At 57.4% G+C, this 22,471-nt stretch carries 17 protein-coding genes; 6 read left to right on the top strand and 11 right to left on the bottom strand.

Annotation, left to right across the window (positions count from 1 at the left end):
- Nucleotides 1–227: 227 nt before the first annotated feature.
- The 3 genes from GOV87_RS18045 to GOV87_RS20475 all read left to right on the top strand — a co-directional run bounded on the left by GOV87_RS18045 (nucleotide 228) and on the right by GOV87_RS20475 (nucleotide 3,652).
- The gene (locus GOV87_RS18045) at nucleotides 228–1,979 is read left to right on the top strand and encodes an acetolactate synthase 3 large subunit (RefSeq protein ID WP_171122215.1); all 1,752 of its coding nucleotides are present in this window, start codon (nucleotides 228–230) and stop codon (nucleotides 1,977–1,979) included.
- A gap of 67 nt (nucleotides 1,980–2,046) precedes the next feature.
- Nucleotides 2,047–2,607 carry an acetolactate synthase small subunit gene (gene ilvN / locus GOV87_RS18040; RefSeq protein WP_171122214.1) on the top strand — a complete coding sequence of 187 codons (561 nt, stop codon included), beginning with the start codon at nucleotides 2,047–2,049 and terminating at the stop codon, nucleotides 2,605–2,607.
- Nucleotides 2,608–2,899: 292 nt separating this feature from the next.
- The gene (locus GOV87_RS20475; protein ID WP_254447410.1) at nucleotides 2,900–3,652 is read left to right on the top strand and encodes a helix-turn-helix domain-containing protein; all 753 of its coding nucleotides are present in this window, start codon (nucleotides 2,900–2,902) and stop codon (nucleotides 3,650–3,652) included.
- 9 nt (nucleotides 3,653–3,661) lie between these two features.
- On the opposite strand, the gene GOV87_RS18030 is transcribed toward GOV87_RS20475, so the two are convergent.
- The 6 genes from GOV87_RS18030 to GOV87_RS18005 form a co-directional block, all read right to left on the bottom strand.
- The gene (locus GOV87_RS18030; protein ID WP_171126566.1) at nucleotides 3,662–4,444 is read right to left on the bottom strand and encodes a DUF2189 domain-containing protein; all 783 of its coding nucleotides are present in this window, start codon (nucleotides 4,442–4,444) and stop codon (nucleotides 3,662–3,664) included.
- A gap of 36 nt (nucleotides 4,445–4,480) precedes the next feature.
- A complete protein-coding gene (locus GOV87_RS18025) occupies nucleotides 4,481–5,875 on the bottom strand; it encodes an amidase (RefSeq protein WP_171212699.1) in 1,395 nt (464 codons plus the stop codon).
- A 186-nt stretch (nucleotides 5,876–6,061) separates the two neighbouring features.
- Nucleotides 6,062–7,186: a peptide chain release factor 2 gene (gene prfB, locus GOV87_RS18020; protein ID WP_171212698.1), complete on the bottom strand. Its 1,125-nt coding sequence runs from the start codon at nucleotides 7,184–7,186 to the stop codon at nucleotides 6,062–6,064.
- Nucleotides 7,187–7,276: 90 nt separating this feature from the next.
- Complete coding sequence (locus GOV87_RS18015; protein ID WP_171212697.1) at nucleotides 7,277–9,766, bottom strand: PBP1A family penicillin-binding protein; 2,490 nt, start codon at nucleotides 9,764–9,766, stop codon at nucleotides 7,277–7,279.
- 95 nt (nucleotides 9,767–9,861) lie between these two features.
- A complete protein-coding gene (locus GOV87_RS18010; protein WP_171212696.1) occupies nucleotides 9,862–11,082 on the bottom strand; it encodes an N-acetylmuramoyl-L-alanine amidase in 1,221 nt (406 codons plus the stop codon).
- A gap of 72 nt (nucleotides 11,083–11,154) precedes the next feature.
- The gene (locus GOV87_RS18005) at nucleotides 11,155–12,312 is read right to left on the bottom strand and encodes a pyridoxal phosphate-dependent aminotransferase (RefSeq protein ID WP_171212695.1); all 1,158 of its coding nucleotides are present in this window, start codon (nucleotides 12,310–12,312) and stop codon (nucleotides 11,155–11,157) included.
- Here GOV87_RS18005 and GOV87_RS18000 point away from each other — a divergent pair.
- Nucleotides 12,311–13,693: a M48 family metalloprotease gene (locus GOV87_RS18000; protein ID WP_171212694.1), complete on the top strand. Its 1,383-nt coding sequence runs from the start codon at nucleotides 12,311–12,313 to the stop codon at nucleotides 13,691–13,693. The genes GOV87_RS18005 and GOV87_RS18000 overlap by 2 nt on opposite strands.
- The gene (locus tag GOV87_RS17995; protein WP_171212693.1) at nucleotides 13,690–14,448 is read left to right on the top strand and encodes a DsbA family protein; all 759 of its coding nucleotides are present in this window, start codon (nucleotides 13,690–13,692) and stop codon (nucleotides 14,446–14,448) included. Before GOV87_RS18000 ends, GOV87_RS17995 begins: the two co-directional genes overlap by 4 nt.
- Nucleotides 14,449–14,490: 42 nt before the next feature.
- Here the strand turns inward: GOV87_RS17995 and GOV87_RS17990 are convergent, their stop codons facing one another.
- The 4 genes from GOV87_RS17990 to hemA form a co-directional block, all read right to left on the bottom strand.
- Complete coding sequence (locus tag GOV87_RS17990) at nucleotides 14,491–15,159, bottom strand: DUF1194 domain-containing protein (protein WP_171212692.1); 669 nt, start codon at nucleotides 15,157–15,159, stop codon at nucleotides 14,491–14,493.
- A gap of 93 nt (nucleotides 15,160–15,252) precedes the next feature.
- Complete coding sequence (ispG, locus tag GOV87_RS17985) at nucleotides 15,253–16,374, bottom strand: flavodoxin-dependent (E)-4-hydroxy-3-methylbut-2-enyl-diphosphate synthase (protein WP_171212691.1); 1,122 nt, start codon at nucleotides 16,372–16,374, stop codon at nucleotides 15,253–15,255.
- 71 nt (nucleotides 16,375–16,445) lie between these two features.
- The gene (locus GOV87_RS17980; RefSeq protein ID WP_171122203.1) at nucleotides 16,446–17,660 is read right to left on the bottom strand and encodes a helix-turn-helix domain-containing protein; all 1,215 of its coding nucleotides are present in this window, start codon (nucleotides 17,658–17,660) and stop codon (nucleotides 16,446–16,448) included.
- Nucleotides 17,661–17,788: 128 nt separating this feature from the next.
- Nucleotides 17,789–19,012, bottom strand: a complete 1,224-nt coding sequence (hemA, locus tag GOV87_RS17975; RefSeq protein WP_171212690.1) for a 5-aminolevulinate synthase — start codon at nucleotides 19,010–19,012, stop codon at nucleotides 17,789–17,791.
- 332 nt (nucleotides 19,013–19,344) lie between these two features.
- Here hemA and GOV87_RS17970 point away from each other — a divergent pair, with 332 nt between their 5' ends.
- The gene (locus GOV87_RS17970; RefSeq protein ID WP_171212689.1) at nucleotides 19,345–20,730 is read left to right on the top strand and encodes a dipeptidase; all 1,386 of its coding nucleotides are present in this window, start codon (nucleotides 19,345–19,347) and stop codon (nucleotides 20,728–20,730) included.
- 141 nt (nucleotides 20,731–20,871) lie between these two features.
- On the opposite strand, the gene lpdA is transcribed toward GOV87_RS17970, so the two are convergent.
- On the bottom strand, nucleotides 20,872–22,266 hold the full coding sequence (lpdA, locus tag GOV87_RS17965) for a dihydrolipoyl dehydrogenase (protein WP_171212688.1): 1,395 nt from the start codon (nucleotides 22,264–22,266) through the stop codon (nucleotides 20,872–20,874).
- Nucleotides 22,267–22,471: the final 205 nt, after the last annotated feature.

Here is a 22,471-nt window from a genome sequence, read left to right as displayed (position 1 = left end):
AAGATACAAAATTGGTACGATTGCCTGTTGACGCCCCCTTTTACCGCCCATAATGTCCCTGCACGCAAAAAAGGAGCCTCTGGCGATGAAAGCGCTAGTCGTAATCGTAGGAAACACGCGCATGGGCCGGTAACGGTAAACCATAATCCAACCCATGCGCCTCCGAAAATCTCGGGGGCTTTTTTTTGGCAAAACGCAAGACACATGTCGCGAACGGAGCAAAGCAGATGACACGTGAGATGACCGGCGCAAAGATGGTGGTTCAGGCCCTCAAGGATCAGGGCGTGGACACGGTATTCGGATACCCCGGCGGCGCCGTGCTACCAATCTATGATGAGATTTTTCTGCAAAACGACATTCGCCACATTCTGGTGCGTCACGAACAAGGGGCCGTCCACGCCGCCGAAGGCTATGCCCGGTCAACCGGCAAGCCCGGCGTTGCGCTTGTGACCTCGGGTCCCGGTGCCACTAACGCGGTGACCGGCCTGACCGATGCGTTGCTGGATTCGATCCCGATCGTTGTTTTGACCGGTCAGGTACCGACCTTCATGATCGGCTCGGACGCGTTCCAAGAGGCTGACACCGTTGGCATCACCCGCCCCTGCACCAAGCATAACTGGTTGGTGAAAGACACGGATTCGCTGGCCGAGACCATGCACGAGGCGTTCCACGTCGCCACCTCGGGCCGCCCCGGTCCGGTGCTGATCGACATTCCAAAGGACGTGCAATTCGCATCGGGTGAATATACCAGCCCGAAACCCTCGACCTCGCATTACCAACCGGTAATGAAAGGCGATCTGGAAGAGATCACCGAACTGGTCGCCGCGATGGAGACCGCCAAGAAGCCCGTCTTTTATACTGGCGGTGGCGTGATCAACTCAGGCCCTGCGGCCAGCCAGTTGCTGCGTGAACTGGTGGATTCGACCGGCTTTCCCATCACCTCGACCCTGATGGGTTTAGGTGCATATCCAGCTTCGGGTGAAAACTGGCTGGGCATGCTGGGCATGCACGGCCTTTATGAGGCCAATCTGGCGATGCATGATTGCGACCTGATGATCAATATCGGCGCTCGGTTTGATGACCGGATCACGGGGCGGATTGATGCCTTTTCGCCGAATTCGAAGAAGGCCCATATCGACATTGATCCATCGTCCATCAACAAGGTGATCCGTGTGGACATCCCGATTGTGGGCGACGTCGCGCATGTTCTTGAGGATATCCTGAAGGTCTGGAAAGCGCGCGGTCGCAAGACCGATGCTGCGGCAGTTTCCAAATGGCAGGAACAGATCAGTGACTGGCGCAAGGTCAACTGTCTGGCTTACACCAACAGCGAAAAGACGATCAAACCGCAATATGCGCTGCAACGCCTTGAAGAGCTGACCAAAAAACACGACCGCTATATCACCACCGAGGTCGGCCAGCACCAGATGTGGGCCGCGCAGTATCTGGGTTTTGAAGACCCCAACCGCTGGATGACATCCGGTGGTCTGGGCACCATGGGCTATGGCACCCCGGCCTCGATCGGTGTGCAGATGGCCCACCCGGACGCGCTGGTGATCAACGTCGCGGGTGAGGCTTCGTGGCTGATGAACATGCAGGAGATGGGCACCGCCGTTCAGTACCGCCTGCCTGTGAAACAGTTCATCCTGAACAACGAACGTCTGGGTATGGTCCGCCAGTGGCAGGAACTTCTGCATGGCGAGCGGTACTCGCATTCGTGGTCCGAAGCCCTGCCCGACTTCGTTAAACTCGCCGAGGCCTTCGGAGCCAAGGGCATCCTGTGTTCCGACCCCGCAGATCTGGATGACGCGATCATGGAGATGATCAACTATGACGGCCCCGTCATCTTTGATTGTCTGGTCGAAAAGCACGAGAACTGCTTCCCCATGATCCCATCAGGTAAGGCCCATAACGAGATGCTGCTGGGCGAGGCCGAGACGCAGGGCGTGATCGACTCCAAAGGTTCGGTTCTGGTTTAACAAAATTCGTCGAATTTTGTCGGGCGCCCCGGTGCCCGACCTTCGCAGGATGATGAAAGGGACGTAAATGTCTGCCCTACATATCAAAAAAGGCGCCACCCGCCATTCGGCCTATAACCTACGGCCCACCTTTTCAGACGTTCAGGAACGTCACACGATAGCAGTTCTCGTCGAGAATGAGCCCGGTGTACTGGCGCGTGTGATCGGGCTGTTCTCTGGTCGCGGCTATAACATCGAAAGTCTGACCGTGGCCGAGGTTGATCATACCGGCCATCTCAGCCGTATCACCATCGTCACCACCGGCACCCCACAGGTGATCGAACAGATCAAAGCGCAGTTGGGTCGGATCGTGACTGTGCACGATGTCCACGACCTGACTGTCGAAGGCCCCTCGGTCGAGCGGGAATTGGCGATCATCAAGGTCGTCGGTGAAGGCGACAAGAGGGTCGAAGCCCTGCGTCTAGCCGATATTTTCCGCGCCAACGTGGTCGACAGCACCTTGAATTCGTTCATTTTCGAAATCACCGGCGCACCGGACAAGATCGACGCCTTTGCCGATCTAATGCGCCCGCTGGGATTGGTCGAAGTGGCCCGCACCGGAGTCGCAGCCTTGCTGCGCGGTGACTGATAATATCCACCCTGCCCTTGGACGACCCCGTGGGCGGGGTATCTGTTTCCAAAATCCGCACCTAGCAGGATTTCGGGATTCCCTTTTCCGCCCTCTGCGGAAAACCGCCATAAAGATCAAACAAAACGAACTAAAGCCTATTGCGTTTACGCTTTTGCACGCTAGCCTCATGGAGTAGCGTGGCGTTGGGATCCGCCCGTTAGCGTATTCAGTGAGATTAAGCGCAATACCATTCGTTGGGCCGTGCGCTGTTTGTTACCCTGAAAAGTCACAATAAGAACCTGGGACACAAATGACGAATAACACTCGCAGCCCGGCGGAACTGCGCAAGATGTTCGGCGCAAATCTACGGCGATTGGCAAGGCAGTACCCCTCGGTTTCCGAACTCTGCCGCCAGCTTGGAATAAACCGGACGCAATTCAACAGATATCTCGGCGGTGAAAGCTTTCCGCGCCCGGACGTTCTGGACCGGATTTGCAATTTCTTCGAGGTCGACGCGCGCATTCTTCTGCGCCCTATTGACGAGATCGACTTACCCCCGGTCCACCCAGCAGCCTCGGCGCTGACTGAATTTCTGGGTTCCGGCCCCGGGACACTTACGGAAAACCTGCTTCCGGCGGGTTTCTATTTTGTCTCCGAGACAGGGCTGGACGAATCCCATGCGACCCGGCACAGGGTCCTGCATGCGCGCAGGCTACCGCAATGCACACTGGTCCGAAGCTATGAACCACCCTCAGGAGAAGATAGCGTTGCGTCCAACCTGCGTGAGGTTCAGGGTATTGCAGCATGCGCTGGCCGCCAGATCTATATCCTCATGTCCAGCCGCGCATCGCAGAACAGTCGAATTTACCTCGTGAAACGCGGGAACGACGCGCAATCTGATCAATGGCGAGGCGTTGCGATTTGTCTGTCAAAAACCACCGCGAATGACACAACAATGCGCAGGCTTGCGCTGCGCTATCTTGGCCCCAAACCCAAGGCGGCGCTTTCAGCGGCAAGGGCCGCCCGACGCGCGGAACGAACAGCCGAAGAAATAGTGGCCTGAACTGGGAACTTAATCCGGCTCTACCGTTTCTGCCTGAGTAATCAAGCGGTAGAGATGCCAACTTGCATGGCCAAGCAGAGGCAACACCAAAAACAAGCCCAGAAACCAGGGCACCATCGCGACAAAAGTCAGAACAGCCACGAACACGCCCCACCCCAGCATGACTGGAAAATTTGCGCTGACATAGCTGTAACTGGCAATCATGGCGGTCACAAAGTCCAATTCCCGATCCAAAAGCATCGGAATCGACAGCACTGTGATCATGTAAAGAACGGTTGCGAAAACCGCCCCGACCACCGATCCCACTGCCAGCATCGTAAGTCCATTGGGCGTCAGATACACCTCAAGCGAGGTGGATACGTTGGTCATGGTGGACAATCCCATGAACAGGGCAAAGATCATATGACCCAGAAAGAACCAAAACAGAAACATCACGACGATGATCGCACAGATAGATGGCAGTTGACGCCGACCTTGTTGTGCAACCACCCCAAAGATTGCCCCGAATCCCAGCGGCTCATTCTGCTCTAGCCTGTGCGACACCTCATACAATCCAACAGCGGCAAACGGACCTAGCAGAGGAAACCCAATCGCGGCCAACACAAGCCAGTAAGACGTTTGCGTCTGAATCGTGACCCAGGCAATGGCCCAACCCGCCACCACGTAGACCCCGGCAAACATCAACCCGAACATCGGCGCGCGACGAAAATCCACCCAGGCCCGGCGCATGGCCTCGCGCAGCATGTCCGTCGTGACGGGCCCCATCTTCGGAACGCCAAAAGGCTTTTCCATTCTCAGTCTCTCCTCCCCTTATTCCACCCGAATTCGTCAGGCGGGTCGCTTCTGCGGCCATTTCGTAGCTTCGTGATACGCAGCCCCAATGGACAAAACACGCGCGTCCGTACCACGAGGTCCAAAAACCTGCATACCCATCGGCATCCCGTCGGGTCCAAACCCGGCCGGAACTGACAAACTTGGAAGTCCGATCAGGCTGACGGGCACAACGACTTGCATCCACCGATGGTAGGTATCCATCTTTTTCCCGGCGATTTCGGTGGGGTACGGCGTATCCAGATTAAAAGGCCAAACCTGCGCAGAAGGCAGGGCTAAGACATCAAATTCGTCAAACACCTCAACTGCGCGACGGAACCAATCCGACCGCACGAGGCTTGCCCGATGCACCTGCATTGCAGTCAACCCCAGCCCGCGATCAAGCTCCCACTGGGCTGTATCCTTCAGCATCGACCTGTGCTCGGTAAGCGGTGCAAGACCCGCGGCCACACTCCATGATCTCAGAGTCTCCCAGCTTTTCCACATCCTCTCAGATTCGAATGGCGCATCTACGGCTTCAACAGTGGCCCCTAAGCGCGAGAAAACCTTCAGCGCATCCTCACAAAGATCGAAAATTCCATCCTCATACGGAAATGCGCCGCCCCAATCCCCCAACCAGCCGATGCGCACCCCTTTCAGATCAGCCGGTGTAACCGGTGATACGGCCTGAACTGGCGCGCTCAGAGGCTGCAGCTTATCGGGGCCGGAAATCACGTCCAGCAAAAGCCCAAGATCCTCAGGGCTTCGGGCCATCGGCCCCAATGTCGATAATTGGTGCAGAAACCCATCCCCAATGGGCTGCGCGGGTACGCGCCCCCACGACGGGCGGAACCCGTAGACATTATTCCACGCAGCCGGGTTGCGTAGGCTGCCCATCATGTCCGACCCATCCGCCAACGCGACCATCCCGGTGGCCAACGCAACAGCAGCGCCTCCGGATGATCCACCGCAGGATCGTTCCGAGTCATAGGGGTTTCGTGTAGCCCCGTAGACAGGGTTAAACGTATGCGACCCAAGCCCAAATTCGGGCGTGTTAGTCTTACCGATCAATATCGCACCAGCATCCCGCATCCGCGCCGCGATCAGATCGTCCTCGTCAGGCACATCATCCTTGAATAATGGCGACCCCTGCGAGGTCGGGATCCCCGCCACATTCACAAGGTCTTTGACAGCGACGGGCAACCCATGCAGCGGTCCTTTGATCGGCCCCTCATCCAAGGCCCGCGCCTCTGCCATCAGATCATCTTCGTCGCGCAAAGCAACGATAGCATTCAAGGCTCCGTTGACCTCAGCGATTTTGTCCAGGGTTGCGCGCATAACGGCGACTGCTGAAACACGTCGCCCGGACATCTCTGCCAACAATGCAGTCGCGCTCGTTTGTCTTAGGTCCATTCGGGGCTCTTTGGCATTCTCATCACTCTGTAGTGGTCAGCCTAGCGGGGGTGCCCTGTCAATAAAACCCACTGTTTAGATGTATCTTTCCCGGCCACCCGCAACCTGGGGATCCCCTTCATCTGGCCCAAAATATCCCGGGGGAGTCGCGGCTTGCCGCGGCGGGGGCAGCGCCCCCTACCCAGCTTAATCGCTCTGCGCCTCGGACCGGCTTTTGCCCGCCACGTTCAGCGCCAGCGTCGCCGCCATGAACTCATCCAGATCACCATCAAGTACACCTTTGGTGTCCGAAGTTTCGTGGTTCGTCCGCAAATCCTTGACCATCTGATAGGGCTGCAACACGTAAGACCGAATCTGGTTACCCCAGCCTGCGTCACCCTTGGCCTCGTGCGCGGCGTTGATATCGGCGTTCCTGCGATCCAGCTCTTGCTGGTACAAGCGCGATTTCAGGGCCTTCATCGCAATATCGCGGTTCTGGTGCTGCGATTTCTCGGAACTCGTCACAACAATGCCAGTTGGGATGTGCGTAATCCGCACGGCAGAATCCGTGGTGTTCACGTGCTGACCACCTGCGCCAGAAGACCGATAGGTATCAATTCGAATATCCGACGGATTCACCTCAATCTCGATATTGTCGTCCACCACCGGGTAAACCCAGACCGAACTGAACGAGGTATGCCGCTTGGCCGCCGAGTCATAGGGCGAAATCCGCACCAACCGATGCACACCGCTTTCCGACTTCAGCCAGCCATAGGCATTGTGGCCGGAAATCTTGAAAGCTGCGGACTTAATCCCCGCTTCTTCTCCGGCGGTCTCAGATTGTAGCTCGACCGTGTAACCCTTCTTCTCGGCCCAACGCACATACATCCGCGCCAGCATTGACGCCCAGTCGCAGCTTTCTGTGCCGCCCGCGCCCGAGTTAATCTCGAGAAAGGTGTCGTTGCTGTCCGCCTCACCGTCCAACAGCGCTTCAAGCTCTTTCTTGGCGGCTTTGGCCTGCAAGGACTTGATCGCAGACTCGGCGTCTTCGACAACCTCGTTGTCCTCTTCCATCTCGCCCAGTTCGATCAGTTCGATATTGTCGCTCAAATCCGTCTTGATCGACTCATATGTCTCGATCGCGTCTACCAGCATCTGACGCTCGCGCATCAGTTTCTGCGCATTTTCCGGGCTGTCCCAGAGGTTGGGATCCTCAACCCTCGCGTTGAATTCCTCCAACCGATGCGGCGCAGTTTCATAGTCCATGCGCTGCGCAAGCAGCTCCAGAGACTTTTCGATTTCCGCCACGATATTCTGGGTTTCGGCGCGCATGGTTACGTCCCAACTTGCTCAATCAGGCCTGCGTGATAGCAAGTGCGTGGGGTCACCACAAGACGGCGTGACCCCGAATACTGCGCATCGTTAATATAGCCCGCCGCCCTGCAACTCACCCTGGCTGGCATTTGGGCCGACGGTGACTGTGTTGCCTGTCGATGTGGTCACCTGACGGCCTGAGCTGTGGACCTCTTCAAACAAAGGCAGATCTGATCCCATTGCAAAACCGCCGTCGTAAACGCGGTCGATAAAGCCATCTACGCCGTCACGGAAATACTCGGCCACAACGTATTCGCCGGTTGCATCCGCAGGCAGGCGCGCGCCGCTGAAGCGGTCAATCTTGATGAAATGCCCACCCGGGGGAACTTCGAACGGGCCTCCACCATACTTTTCGACAGCTTTTTCCATAAAGCTCTGGAACACCGGGCCGCACATCGTGCCACCGTACGCCCCCCGCCCCATCGGGCGCGGGCGGTCATATCCAATGTAGCAACCAGCGACGATGTTTGATGTAAAGCCAATGAACCAAGCGTCCTTGGATTCATTGGTCGTGCCGGTTTTGCCAGCCGTCGGCACCGGAAGATTGACGTGGCTCGACGCTGTACCGCGATCGACAACGCCCTTCATCATCGAGGTCAACTGATAAGCTGTAATCGCATCCATGACCTGACTACGGTTGGTTTCGATGGTGGGCGACTCGTCCGGTTCCAGCCAGCTTGAGTTACAATCCAGACATTGCCGGTCATCGTGGCGGTAGATTGTCTTGCCGAACCGATCCTGAATCCGGTCAACCAGTGTCGGTTCAACCCGCTCGCCCCCGTTTGCGAACATCGCATAGGCTGCGACCATCTTGTAAAGCGTCGTTTCCTCGGACCCCAAAGAGTTGGCAAGGAACGCACCCATCCGGTCATACACACCAAAGCGTTCAGCGTATCCGGCTACCACCGGCATCGTGACCTCTTGCGCCAGACGAATGGTCATCAGGTTCCGCGACTGTTCAATCCCGGTGCGCAGCGGAGTCGGGCCGTAGAACTTGTTGGACGAGTTCTTGGGCCGCCACAAACCTTGCGGGGTATTCACCTCAATCGGGGCGTCCACAACGATCGTTGCCGGGCTGTATCCGCTGTCAAGCGCTGCGGCATAGACGAAGGGCTTGAAGCTCGACCCCGGCTGACGTTGCGCCTGCGTCGCTCGGTTGAACACAGAGTCCTGATAAGAGAACCCGCCCTGCATCGCCAGAACACGGCCCGAGTTGACATCCATCGCGACGAAACCGCCCTGCACCTCGGGCACCTGTCGGGCGGACCATTGGCCCTCTTCCCCGGCCATGACCAGAATGACATCTCCGCGCTTGAAATTATCCTGAAAATCACCCTGCATCCACTGAATGTCAGAGCGCGGGACAGTGCCGTCTGCCGGGCCATTTTCAATACCCACGGTCAGTGACTGATCGGCGACATTCAAAACGACGGCAGGATACCATTGCGTTGGCAGGACCACGTCACGCGGGACTTCGGTGATGGCCAGCGCCTCGCGCCACTGCACCTCATCCGTCAGTTTGTCTACAGGGATCACCTCGCCCGTGCCACGCCATTTACCGCGGGAACGGTCGTATTTCTGCAATGCTACGCGCAAAGCTCGGGCCGCCTCGACCTGCATCTCTTCGTCAACCGAGGCGCGGACGGTAAAGCCACCGGTGAAAAATTCGCCCTCACCAAAATCCTCACTCAATTGGCGGCGGATTTCGTCGGTGAAGTAATCACGCGGCGGCAAAGCGGTGCGGAAGCTTTCGAAATCACCGTTCTGGACCGAGCGCAGAGGCATGTTGGTTTCTGCCTCATAGGTCGCCTGATCAATATACCCGTTCTGGTTCATCTCACGCAGCACATAGTTGCGGCGGGCCAACAGGCGGTCTTTCTCGCGCACCGGGTGGAAATCGGACGGTGCCTTGGGCATGGCGGCAAGGGTTGCCGCCTCATGCGGGGCAAGTTCCTGCAAAGTTTTGTTGAAATAGGTCTGGGCCGCTGCGGTCACACCATATGAGTTCTGACCCAGAAAGATTTCATTCATATACAGCTCAAGGATCTGTTCTTTGTCCAGCGTATCCTCAAGCCGCGTGGCGAGGATGATTTCCTTGATCTTTCGCTCGGCCCGACGGTCGCCGGACAGCAAAAAGTTCTTCATCACCTGCTGGGTGATCGTGGACGCCCCGCGCACATTCTCACCCTTGGATTTCACCGCTTCGACACCCGCCGCAATGATACCGCGCGGGTCATAGCCCTGATGGGTGTAGAAATTCTTGTCCTCGGCCGAGATAAACGCCTGTTTCACCAGATCAGGGATTTCCTCGGACGGTGTGAACAGGCGGCGTTCCTGCGCGAATTCGTCGATCAACTGACCCTCGCCGGAATAAATCCGGCTGATCGTCGGCGGCTTGTACTGCGCCAGCGATTCATGGCTGGGCAGATCGCGCCCATACATCCAAAAGACCGCACCAATCACCAGCGCGGCCATGAAAATGCCCAAGGTCACGAGGCTAAAGATCGCCCCGAAAATGGATAGAATGAAACGGATCACGTTACTGCCTTTTGCTCGCGGTGCCGCCTATATAGTGATGCCCCTGCCCGGGGTCAAAACACGATGGCCAATATTAGCCGTTTTGCGCCGCAGGGTCACTGCCCAATAAGCGACCGTCTGACCAGATCATCCTGACGCCAGCGCTCCAGCCCGTCGCGAATGCCGCGCGCCATACCGGTACGCCATTCAGGGTTTCGTATGTTCTCAAGGTCTCTGGGGCTGGACAGAAACCCCAGTTCAATCAGAACAGATGGGATGTCAGCCGCCTTTAACACCGAAAACGAGGCCGTTCGGATCGGGCGGTTGTTCATCGGCCCGCCCTGCTGTGTCATCCCGTCAGCCAAAGCTCGCGCAAGCGCGTCGGTGCGCGGCTTGGTTTCCCTGCGAGCCATGTCCAACAAAACATCCGCCACTTGATCGTCAGAACCGCTCAGATCAATTCCAGATATCAGATCGCCGCGATCATGACGCTCCGCCAGTCTGAGGCTGGCCACATCCGACGCATCCTCGGACAGAGTATAGACGGCAGCACCGTGCGCCCGCCCCTCGGACAGAATGTCTGCATGCAACGAGATAAAGACGTCAGCACCGGCCCGATGCGCCAGCGTGATGCGGCGCTCCAACGACACGAACTGATCGTCGACGCGGGTCATGACCACGTCGTATCCCCCAGCACGCAACAGCATTTCGCGCAGCTCGCGCGCAAAGGTCAGCATGAGGGTCTTTTCGTTGAGCCCGCCAACCTCGGCACCGGGGTCGATCCCGCCGTGCCCGGGATCCAGCATCACCCGCAGCAAGCGCGTTCCGTCCTCATCCCGCGCCGGAGGGGTAACCGACGCTTCCGGCAGATCCCAACCGGGCTGGCGCGGCGCGCCCGCACTGGCGGAAAACGTATCAAAATCAGTCCCTTTCAAGTCCAAAATCAACTGCGCCTTACCCGTTACCGGATCGACGCGCATATCCGAAGTCTCAACCGCCAAAGGCGCGCCAAGCTCCAGAACCATGCGCGACCATCCAGGCACATAGGCCCCATACTGCACCCCACTGACGCGATCCGTTTGCAAAAAGCTGTCGCGGTCCAGGCCGGTCCAGTCGACCTCCTGGAATTCCAGAACCATTCGATAGGGATCACGCAGGGTGAATACCCGGTATGGCACACCCTGACTGAGACCAAGCTGCACCTGAACTCCGGCGCGCCCGTTATCAGCGACACGGCTGTCATCGGGCAACACGCGTGCAAGCGCGCTGAAATCATGCGCAACGGCAGCACCGTTCAGCGCCCAGATCAGCGCAATAGCGAATAGAATCCTGCTCATGGCCTCAAGTTTTCCCGAGATCGTTTGACGCCCAGCTTAGCCGAACAACGCCCGCTTGTGAACGCCCCGCGCTCAACCCACCGACACAGAGCGTTCAGCCATGAACCGCTGCAGACGCAACAGGCCTTCTTCTATGTCTGCCGTCGATCTGGCGTAGGAAAACCGCAATGTCGTATGGCCACGCACAGGATCGAAATCGAGACCCGGAGTGACCGCCACACCCGCCTTTTCAAGGATTTCCGCAGCAAAGCTACGGCTATCATGCGTCAGGTCGGACACATCGGCATAGACATAAAATGCCCCGTCAGGCGGTGCGATGTTCGTGAAGCCTGCCTTGGGCAACCCCTTAAGCATCAGGGTGCGGTTGGCGCGGTAGACATCAAGGTTTGCCTGCAATTCATCTTCGCACTCCATCGCGGCCAAAGCCGCAACCTGACTGGCGTGCGGCGCGCAGATGAACATGTTCTGGGCGATCCTCTCGACAACGCGTACCTGATCTTCGGGCACAACCATCCAGCCCACACGCCAGCCCGTCATCGAGAAATATTTCGAGAACGAATTGATCACATAGCAGTCATCCGTCACCTCCAACGCTGTGACGGCCTTGGCCTCATATTCCAGCCCATGATAAATCTCATCACTGATGAACGAGGCGCCCTGCTCGTGCGCGGCCCCGATAAGCGCCTGCATAGCCGTATGAACCAGCATTGTCCCAGTTGGATTGGCTGGCGACGCCACCATAAGTCCCTGCAGATCAAGCCCCGAGAAATCTGACGGCACAGGCTGGAGACGGTTTTCCGGCGCGGTTGGCAGATCGACCGGCACAAGCCCCAGAGCCTTCAAAATCTGCCGGTAGGACGGATAACCCGGCGCGCCTATACCGACACGATCGCCGCTGTCAAATAGCGCCGTGAAGGCCAAAAGGAATCCGCCTGATGAGCCCGGCGTGACCACAACACGCTCGGGGTTGAGGTCGACGTTATACCATTCACCATACATCCGCGCGATCCGCTGCCGCAGAGCCGGAAGGCCCAGAGCAACCGTGTACCCCAGTGGCCCTTCTTTCATGGCCTTTGCCAGAGCATCAGTCGCCCCTTGCGGCGCACCGGTTCCCGGTTGGCCAACCTCCATGTGAATGATGGTGCGTCCGGCCTCTTCAGCCCGGCGCGCGGCCTCCATAACGTCCATCACGATAAAGGGATCGACCCCGGACCGGGTTGAGTTTCTCATGCCCATCTCCCATGTTGCAGCCATGGCTTTTGAACGCGTATCCAGGCTGGCGTCAATCCCGGCCCTGTTGCTGATCGCAGTGACATGGTTTTCAAGCGCCATTCAAACCGCAGCGCAAAGCCTGATCCGTGACCCCGATATCGAATACGGGCTGCGTGAACTGGCATTTCCCGTCTTGCGCGCAGCGGGGCTGAACACCAATCGTGTGCAAATTCTGGTGGTGAATGACAGCACGTTCAACGCCTTCGTCATCGACTATAACGCGATCTACCTGAATTACGGTCTGATCCTGACGGTCGAAAGCCCGGAAATGCTGCAGGCGGTGATTGCACACGAAGCCGCGCATATCGCCAATGGCCATCTGGCACGGCGGGTGGAGAACCTGAAAGCCGCGCAAAGGAACGCGCAGTTGGGAACCGCACTTGCCCTTGTGGTGGCTGCTGCGGGCGGTGGCGAGGCTGCTGCTGGCATCGCGGCGGGCACCTCCGGCTCGGCCCTGCGCAGTTTTCTGGCACATACCCGTGCCGAAGAATCTTCGGCTGATCGCAGTGCTGCCAGCTACCTCAGATGGGCGGGTATCTCGCCCAGCGGAATGGTTGCGCTGCACCAGAAATTTGCGGGACAGGAACTGTTAAGCACAATCAATCAAGACCCCTACATGCGCTCGCACCCCACCAGCCGTGAGCGCCTGCGGGCTGCCGAAGCTTTCATGGAAGAATTCGGAGATAAAGCGCAACCCAACCAAAGTGCTGATTACTGGTTCGCGCGCACAAAGGGTAAACTGTCGGCCTTTCTACGGTCACCGACCTGGACCATGCGCCGGGCTAAGGAAGAAAGCGCGCGGGACATCCGCCTCATGCGCGAAGCGGCGGCCTATCACCAGAACCGCGATCTGGCGAACGCCAGAGCCGCAGTCAACCAAGCACTGGATATTCGGCCCGATGATCCGTTCTACTACGAACTCAAAGGGCAAATATTGTTGGAAAACCGCAAGGTACAAGACGCGGTTGCTGCATATGGCAAGGCAGTGGATCTGGCCCCCAACAATGCGCTGATCCTTGCCGGATACGGTCGGGCGCTCCTGGCGCAAGGTCAGACCAATAACGCCTTACAAGTCCTTGAAAAGGCAAGAAATAGAGACTACCGAAACGCCCGATTGATGCAGGATTTGGGCGTTGCATATGCGAAAGTCGGCAACAAAGGCATGGCCTCGGCCGTGACGGCCGAAAGATATGCCTTGCAAGGTCGGCTGGCAGATGCAGGTATTCACGCAAGACGGGCTGTCGGGCAATTGCCCGAAGGCTCACCTGGTTGGCAACGTGCACAGGATGTGCTGATTGCTTCAGAACAAGCTAAGAAAACAAAAAGGAAACGAAAATGATCCTCAGACACGCTGCGCCAGCCCTGCTGGGGCTTTCGTTGATCACAGGCCCCGCTCAGGCATTGGACCTGAACGCCATGACCGAGGCTGAAAAGCAACAATTCGGAGAACAGGTTCGCGAGTATCTTCTGGAAAACCCGGAAGTGATCATCGAAGCCATCAATATCCTTGAGCAGCGAAATGCAGTGGCCGAAGCACAGGCCGACAAGGAGTTGGTGAGCGCCAACGCCGATGAGTTGTTCAATGATGGATATAGCTGGGTTGGCGGCAACCCGGACGGCGATATCACCCTGGTCGAGTTCATGGACTATCGCTGTGGCTATTGCCGCCGGGCCGTCCCCGAAGTGGCCGAGCTTTTGTCAGAAGACGGCAATATCCGGTTGGTTATCAAAGAGTTTCCGATTTTGGGCGATGCATCGGTCCTGTCATCACGCTTTGCCGTTGCAACCAAACATGTGGCTGGCGACGACGCTTACAAACAGGTTCACGACGCACTTCTGGAATTCGGCGGCGAGCCGTCCGAAGTGACCCTGCGCCGTATCTCGGACGGGTTGGGTCTGGACAGCAACGCAATCCTCGAAGCGATGAACAGTGATCAGGTGACGAATGAGATCAACCAAACGCGCGAGTTGGCGCGGCGCATGCAGATTTCCGGCACGCCTTCGTTTGTTCTGGGAACCGAGATGCTGCGCGGATACCTGACGGCTGACCAGATGCTGCAAATCGCAGACGCTGTGCGGGCCGAACAGGGCTGAATTTGAATAGTGGCGGTGCGCATCTGTGCGCCGCCCTATCCCTTACCGATCTGCTACAGCCATCGGAATTTCACGCAGCAATTTGCGCCGAAGGGCTGCGGCATAATCCTCGTAACCCGCGGCAATTTCCACAAACGCGCCCTGCCCTGAAATGACGTGGTCGACGTAATAGGCCAGCACTTCGGGCTCGGCCCCCTCAATCACAAGCGCGTTCACGGTGACACCCTGCATCACCTGCATCTCGCGCGCGACATGGGGACGATAGCCGTTATTGTGTTTGCCGTCCCCCGACACATCAATAACGCGCCGACGGCAATCCGGCCCGTAGTCGAACATCAACGCCCCGAACGCCACCGCCGGACCGATGCCGGTTCCACCCGTTGCACTTCGAGGGGCCGCCAGCACCTCGGCGGCGATCGCTTTCAATTCGTTTAGCCCTCGGACCAGACGCCAGGCCGAAATCTGCGTCTGTTGCCGCGAGTCTGACCACTCATACACCATCAAGGCCACACCACCGGGTTGGGCAGATATCGCCGTCACCACGTCAGGGTCCAACAAGGCTGCGGCGACGCCATCGCGTTGCAACTGATGTTCGCTCTCATTGACGCTGCCCGACACATCCAACGCAAAGGCCAAGGCCAATTCACACGCGCGCGCCGCGCCAAAGGGGGCGGTCCACATCAGTAAAACAAGGACGAGTAAAGCCTTCATAGGCCCGACTTGGCCCCAGAACAGCGCGGCCTGTCAACACAGACCTCTTCACCCTGTCGAGAACCCGGCCCTGCCCAGAGCCGTGTGCTTGCGCTATTCCGCAGCCTCGGCCGCTGCGTCCAGTTCAGCCGCTTTCTTTTCGACCTGTTCAACGATGTGGTCGATCATCTGATCGTTAGACATCTTGTGACTGGCCTTACCCGCAAGATACACCATGCCAGAACCGGCTCCACCGCCGGTAAAGCCAACATCAGTCATCAGCGCCTCACCCGGCCCGTTCACGACGCAGCCGATGATGGATAGGCTCATGGGCGTCTTGATGTGTTCCAGTCGCTGCTCCAATGCTTCAACTGTCTTGATCACGTCGAATCCCTGCCGCGCACAGGATGGGCACGAGATGATGTTCACGCCGCGATGGCGCAGGCCCAGAGATTTCAGGATCTCATAGCCCACCTTTACCTCTTCGACCGGGTCGGCGGACAGGCTGACACGGATCGTATCACCGATCCCCATCCACAGCAGGTTCCCCAGCCCGATGGCGGACTTGATGGTGCCGCTGACCAGCCCTCCGGCCTCGGTGATGCCCAGATGGATGGGGGCGTCGGTGGCCTCGGCAATACCCTGATAGGCGGCGGCTGACAGGAACACGTCGCTGGCCTTTACGCTGATCTTGAAGTTGTGAAAGTCGTTGTCTTGCAGAATGCGGATATGTTCCAATCCGCTTTCGACCATCGCGTCGGGGCACGGCTCGCGATATTTTTCAAGCAGGTGCTTTTCCAAAGACCCAGCGTTAACCCCGATGCGGATCGAGCAATCGTGGTCACGCGCGGCCTTGATAACCTCCTGCACGCGTTTTTCATCACCGATGTTGCCCGGATTGATCCGCAGGCAGGCGGCACCTGCCTCAGCAGCCTCGATCCCGCGTTTATAGTGGAAATGGATATCGGCAACGATCGGAACCGGGCTTTCGCGCACGATTTCCTTCAGGGCCTTTGAGGACGCCTCATCAGGTACCGAAACCCGCACGATATCCGCTCCTGCCTCGGCCGCCGCCTGAACCTGCGCCACGGTCGCCGCGACATCCGTCGTCAGGGTGTTCGTCATCGTCTGCACGGCGATGGGCGCATCGCCCCCGACCGGAACACTGCCAACCATGATCTGTCGGGACTTGCGGCGATAGATGTTTCGCCACGGGCGAACGTGATTAAGGGACATGGGATCGGGTCCAAGGCAGCCTGAGTTGCAGCTTTAAATAGTTCGCCTGCCAAGGCTCCGCAATGGCAAGATCACTCAGCCGGGTCTTGCAGCGCCTCAGCCTGCAATTCGGCGACCAAACGCTTAAGGGCGCTATTCTGTTCAGCCTCAAGATCGGCAACATCGTAACGCTCAGCCACGGCATCCTTGGACAGGATTACGCCTTTTGCGACCGTTCCAGGATTTCCAACAGGGCCAAAATGTTCACCGTTCATCGAGAAATATACCGAACCGGACGCCCCGGCGCGCAGTTGCGGAGGTTCTTCTGTAAGCGGAACTTCGAACGTGTTGCCCTGCTCGACCGTGCCAAGAGTGCCTTCGAATATGATACTGCCATCCGCGGCTGTAACCCGCATCCATGCCGGGTTGACGGCTACGATTTTGAGCGTCGTGTCCAGTTGTTCAACCACCTGCGGCAGTGCCGGGCGTTCGACAGTGTGCACCTCGGCCACTTCGATCTTTGGCGGCTCTGGTGGAAGGAATGTTCCGACCGAACGCGGATCAAGTGTCGAAATCGGTGCGTCACGTGCAACAAGCACGGGAACATCCAGGGCCTGTGGCCGATACAAACGATCCAATGCTTCGGCGCTGGGGGTTTGAATGGTCGCCACCTCTTCCACTGACCCGTCAGCACGCGCGACATTTAGCGGGTCAAGGTCGGACAGAACGACAGGGGCTTGTTCAACCGGGCTAACCTGCACTTGCTGGATTTTGTTCAGAACTGCCCACCCGCCGTAGCCAATACCGCAGATCAAAGCCAACAGCACGGCGGACGATCCAATCGCACGAGGTTCAATTTGGCTGACCAGAGACTCTTTGCCTGGAATATACGGCGTATTCGGCGAAATGAACGGGTCGCGGCCCATCGGACCACGGGCAGGCAAGCCGCCCACCGGTTTGCGGACAACGGACGCCTCTGCGGACATGCCGTGCGCGACCTCAAATCCGCTTTCTTTGCAGAAGGCCGCAAATGTCTCATCAGGGTTCATACCCAGATAACGCGCGTAAGAACGCACATACCCGGCGATGAAGCCGGGTGTGTCGAAGGCATCTGGATCAGAGTCTTCTATGGCTGCGATGTAATTGGCTTTGATCCGCAATTCTCGCTGAACATCCAGTAGAGATTTGCCCATGGTGGCGCGTTCGCCGCGCATCATATCACCAAGTCGCACCTCATAATCGTCATAGCCTTTCGGCCGGACGTCAACGTCGTCTTCGGATTCGCGCTGAGATCTGCGCCCAATCATCCCTGCTGCCCCATTTTGCCTACGCGTGTTTTACGCTAGCGCCGAATCACTGCCTAAATGATTCGAACACTGATTTTGTTAGCGTAAGCTTAACACGCGACAAACAAGTTGCACACTTTGGCGTGAGGTTAACCAGCAAGTTCGGCGCGATTTAGCGCACAATGTGACCAAAGTTCGTCCATCGCGACCACCAGACGGTTCATTTCGTCGGGCCCATGCACCGGCGACGGGGTGAATCGCAAGCGCTCGGTTCCACGCGGAACCGTCGGGAAATTGATCGGCTGAACGTAAATTCCATGGTCGTCCAGCAACCGATCGCTCAGGATTTTGGTGTGGACCGGGTTACCGACGATCAGAGGAACGATGTGGCTGCCGTGGTCAATCAAAGGCAGTCCCAGCCCCTTGAGGCGCAATTTGAGGATCTGTGCCTGAGTTCGATGCAGTTCGCGCAGTTCTGTCGCACTCTTCAGATACGCGACAGACGCCGCTGCGCCTGCTGCCACCGCAGGCGGCAGAGAGGTCGTGAAGATGAAGCCCGGCGCGTAAGAGCGTACGGCGTCGCACATCTTTTCACTCGCGGCAATGTAGCCACCCATCACGCCAAAAGCTTTTGCCAATGTACCGTTGATGATGTCGATACGATGCGCCAAACGATCCCGCTCTGTCACACCGCCTCCGCGCGGGCCGTACATGCCGACAGCGTGGACCTCATCAATGTAGGTTAACGCGCCGAATTCATCCGCCAAGTCGCAGATTTCTTCGATCGGACCAAAATCACCGTCCATCGAATACACGGATTCAAATGCGATCAGCTTGGGCGCCTTGGGATCGTCAGCCTCAAGCAACTCTCGCAGATGGGCGACATCATTGTGGCGGAATATGCGCTTGGCACCTCCATTGCGGCGCACACCTTCGATCATTGAGGCGTGGTTCAATGCATCAGAATAGATGATCAGACCCGGAAACAGCTTTGGCAGCGTGCTCAGCGTTGCGTCATTGGCGATATAGGCGCTTGTGAACAGCAGCGCCGCTTCTTTTCCGTGCAGATCAGCAAGCTCGGCTTCAAGCTGGTTGTGATACACAGTCGTCCCCGAGATGTTACGCGTGCCGCCCGAACCAGCTCCGGCGGCGTCAACGGCCTCGTGCATCGCGTTTAGTACGACCGGGTGTTGCCCCATACCCAAATAGTCGTTGCCACACCATACGGTGATATCCTGCTGCGACCCGTCAGGACGCGTCCGAACAGCATGAGGAAAGTGGCCATTGCGCCGTTCGATATCAATGAAAGTCCGGTAGCGGCCTTCGTCATGTAGCCTTGCGATCGCTGAATCAAGCTGAGCAGTATAGTCCACCGGTTTCTCCTTACTTGCCCGACCTTGTTCACAACGGTCGAACGTCTTTCATGGCACCGATTCCGGAAGATCCGAAACTGCACCGATGCACTCAATTTAAGCTCACGACATATAACGAGCTAAGAGAATGCGTATTTGATTTGCATCAAATATCTTTTTGCATCCCACTCGACAAGTAAAGTTTCGGCAAACAGACGCGGGGAAACGACGCAGGCAATACGGAAAATCCACCTACTATTTTCGCCTCCCGCCCTACGATCGTCAAAAGCGCACTGGACGGCGCCGATAGCGCTGATAGGGTTCCGCCAAATCATCATGGCAGGAGACCCCCAATGTCGCTGGACTCTGTTCTGGACCGTATCGACACCGATCTTCAAACCTCAATTGACCGCCTGATGGAACTGCTCCGCATTCCTTCGGTTTCAACGGATCCGGCCTATGACGCTGATGTCAGTCAGGCCGCCGACTGGTTGGTCTCGGATTTGAAATCCATCGGAGTTGCGGCGGAAAAGCGGGAAACCACCGGGCATCCCATGGTCGTGGGACATATAGGTGAGGGCAGCGACGCGCCGCATGTGCTGTTCTATGGTCACTATGACGTGCAGCCCGTCGACCCTTTGAACCTGTGGAATCGTGACCCGTTCGATCCAGCGATTGAAGAGACCGAAAATGGCCCTGTTATCCGGGGCCGAGGCTCATCCGATGACAAAGGTCAATTGATGACCTTCGTCGAAGCATGCCGCGCCTGGAAAGCCGTTCACGGCACCCTACCCTGCCGCATCACGTTCTTCTTTGAAGGTGAAGAGGAATCCGGCTCACCCTCACTGGTCCCGTTCCTGCGCGAAAACGCGGCTGAACTAAAGGCAGATCTGGCCTTGGTCTGCGACACGTCAATGGTGTCGCGTGGCGTTCCCTCCATCGCATCTCAACTACGTGGAATGCTCAAAGACGAATTCACAATCAGCGGACCCCGGATTGACCTGCATTCGGGTCACTATGGTGGCCCCGGCCTGAATCCCCTTCGCGAATTATCTAAAATTGTGGCGTCCTTTTACGATGAAGAAACTGGCCGCGTCGCCGTTGACGGTTTTTATGAAGGTGTCCACGACGTTTCAGCCGAACAGCTTCGCCAATGGGAAGGCTGCGGGTTTGATGAGGCCGAATATCTCAACTCAGTTGGATACACGCAGCCACACGGCGAAAAAGGGTTTTCCGCGCTTGAACAGCAATGGGCCCGCCCAACGCTTGAGGTAAACGGGCTTTGGGGTGGATACAACGGTGCCGGGTCAAAAACGGTTATCCCGTCGCGAGCCCATTGCAAAATCACTTGCCGTCTTGTCGGCGAGATGGATCCGGATGACTTGCGCGACAAGATTCGAAAACATGTCGAACAACGCCTGTCGACGGATGCAAAAATCGAATGGGATAACGACCTAGAAGGCTCGCCCGCTTCTGTCATGAATCTGGACCGCCCCGAATTCGAAGCAGCGCGGGGTGCCTTATCCGATGAATGGGGCCGCGAGGCCGTCTTCACAGGTATGGGCGGCTCTATCCCGGTCGTCGGCTATTTCAACACTGAACTCGGGCTGGACTCGATGCTGGTTGGTTTCGCCAACGACGATGACGCGATCCATTCCCCCAATGAGAAATACGACGTCAAAAGCTTCCACAAGGGCATCCGATCGTGGGCGCGCATTCTGGACGCTCTGACCAGATAGACTTTAATGCGAGGCTCTGCCTCGCGCTCCGGGATATTTGGGGCCAGATGAAGTACGGATCCTCCGCTTCATCTGGCTAAAAATATCCCGGGGGAGTCGCCCGGTACGGGCGGCGGGGGCAGAGCCCCCATGCTCGGCCCATCACATATGGATTACCCGGTCATAGGCGTCCAGTACGCTTTCATGCATCATTTCCGACAGTGTCGGATGCGGGAAGACCGTATTCATCAGGTCTTCTTCGGTTGTCTCCAACTGACGCCCGACAACATACCCTTGAATCAACTCCGTGACTTCAGCGCCGATCATATGTGCACCCAAGAGCTCTCCGGTCTTGGCGTCGAAAATAGTCTTGATCATCCCTTCAGGTTCGCCCAACGCGATCGCCTTGCCATTGCCGATGAAAGGGAAGCGGCCAACTTTGATATCATAGCCTAGCTCTTTGGCTTTCGCCTCGGAATATCCCACTGACGCGACCTGCGGCTGGCAATAGGTACAGCCCGCGATGCTTTCTGGCTTGACCGGGTGCGCGTGCTTGCCCGCGATCAGGTCGGCAACCATGACCCCTTCGTGGCTGGCCTTGTGCGCCAGCCATGGAGCGCCTGCGATATCACCAATGGCGTATAGGCCATCGACCCCGGTCCGGCAGTATTCGTCCGTCACCACATGTGTCCGGTCAATCTTGACGCCCAATGCTTCGAGGCCCAACCCCTCGACATTGCCAACGATTCCGACCGCTGAGATTACAGTGTCAAAGTCGTGCTTTTCCACTTTTCCTTTGACCTCAATATGTGCGGTCACCTTGCCCTTGGCACGGTCCAACTGCTTGACCATCGCCTTTTCCATGATGGTCATGCCCTGCTTGGTAAATGCTTTTTTGGCAAAGGCGCTTATTTCTGCATCTTCAACGGGCAACACGCGATCCATCACCTCGACCACTGTCGTATCTGCCCCCAACGTGTTGTAGAAGCTGGCGAATTCGATACCGATCGCACCGGACCCGATGACAAGCAGTTTCTTGGGCATGCGCGGCGGCTGCAATGCGTGCTTGTAGGTCCAGACCAGATCGCCGTCCGCCTCAAGGCCCGGCAATTCACGAGCGCGGGCGCCTGTGGCCAGAACAATATTCTTGGCCGTCAGCTCTTCGGTTCCCTTGTCGGTTTTAACTGAAACCTTGCCTTTGGCAGGGATTGTCGCCTCGCACATCACCACGGTGACCTTGTTCTTCTTCAGCAGATGACCAATGCCGCCGGACAACTGCGCGGCAACCCCGCGTGAGCGTTTGACAACAGCGTCCAGATCATAGCCGATCTTGTCCGCCTTCAGTCCGAAATCCTTGGCCCGTTCCATCAGGTGAAATACCTCTGACGACCGCAGCAGCGCCTTGGTCGGGATACATCCCCAGTTCAGGCAGATGCCGCCAAGATGTTCACGTTCTACTACAGCGGTTTTCAGGCCTAGCTGGGCCGCGCGAATAGCAGCGACATACCCGCCGGGACCGGCGCCAATTACGATCAGATCAAAAGATTGTGCAGCCATGTTTCCCTCTCGGCGCAGGTCGATTCAGAAATTAGTTTACCATTAAACTAATTGCTTTAACGCATCAATACATTGCCCCCGCGACAAAAGCGACGCAGGGTCAAGTGACGCCAAATGCACTGATTTGAGCCTATACCCAGCGGCCTTCTATGGCTAGAAGTTAGGGGCCAGTCGTCGATGGCAATTGTTTAACCCAAGAAATTCA

Source organism: Ruegeria sp. HKCCA5426 (assembly GCF_013034585.1).
Taxonomy (GTDB): Bacteria; Pseudomonadota; Alphaproteobacteria; order Rhodobacterales; family Rhodobacteraceae; genus Ruegeria.
The sequence above is the reverse complement of the archived record's forward strand: the minus strand, read 5'-3'. Positions and strand labels throughout refer to the sequence as shown.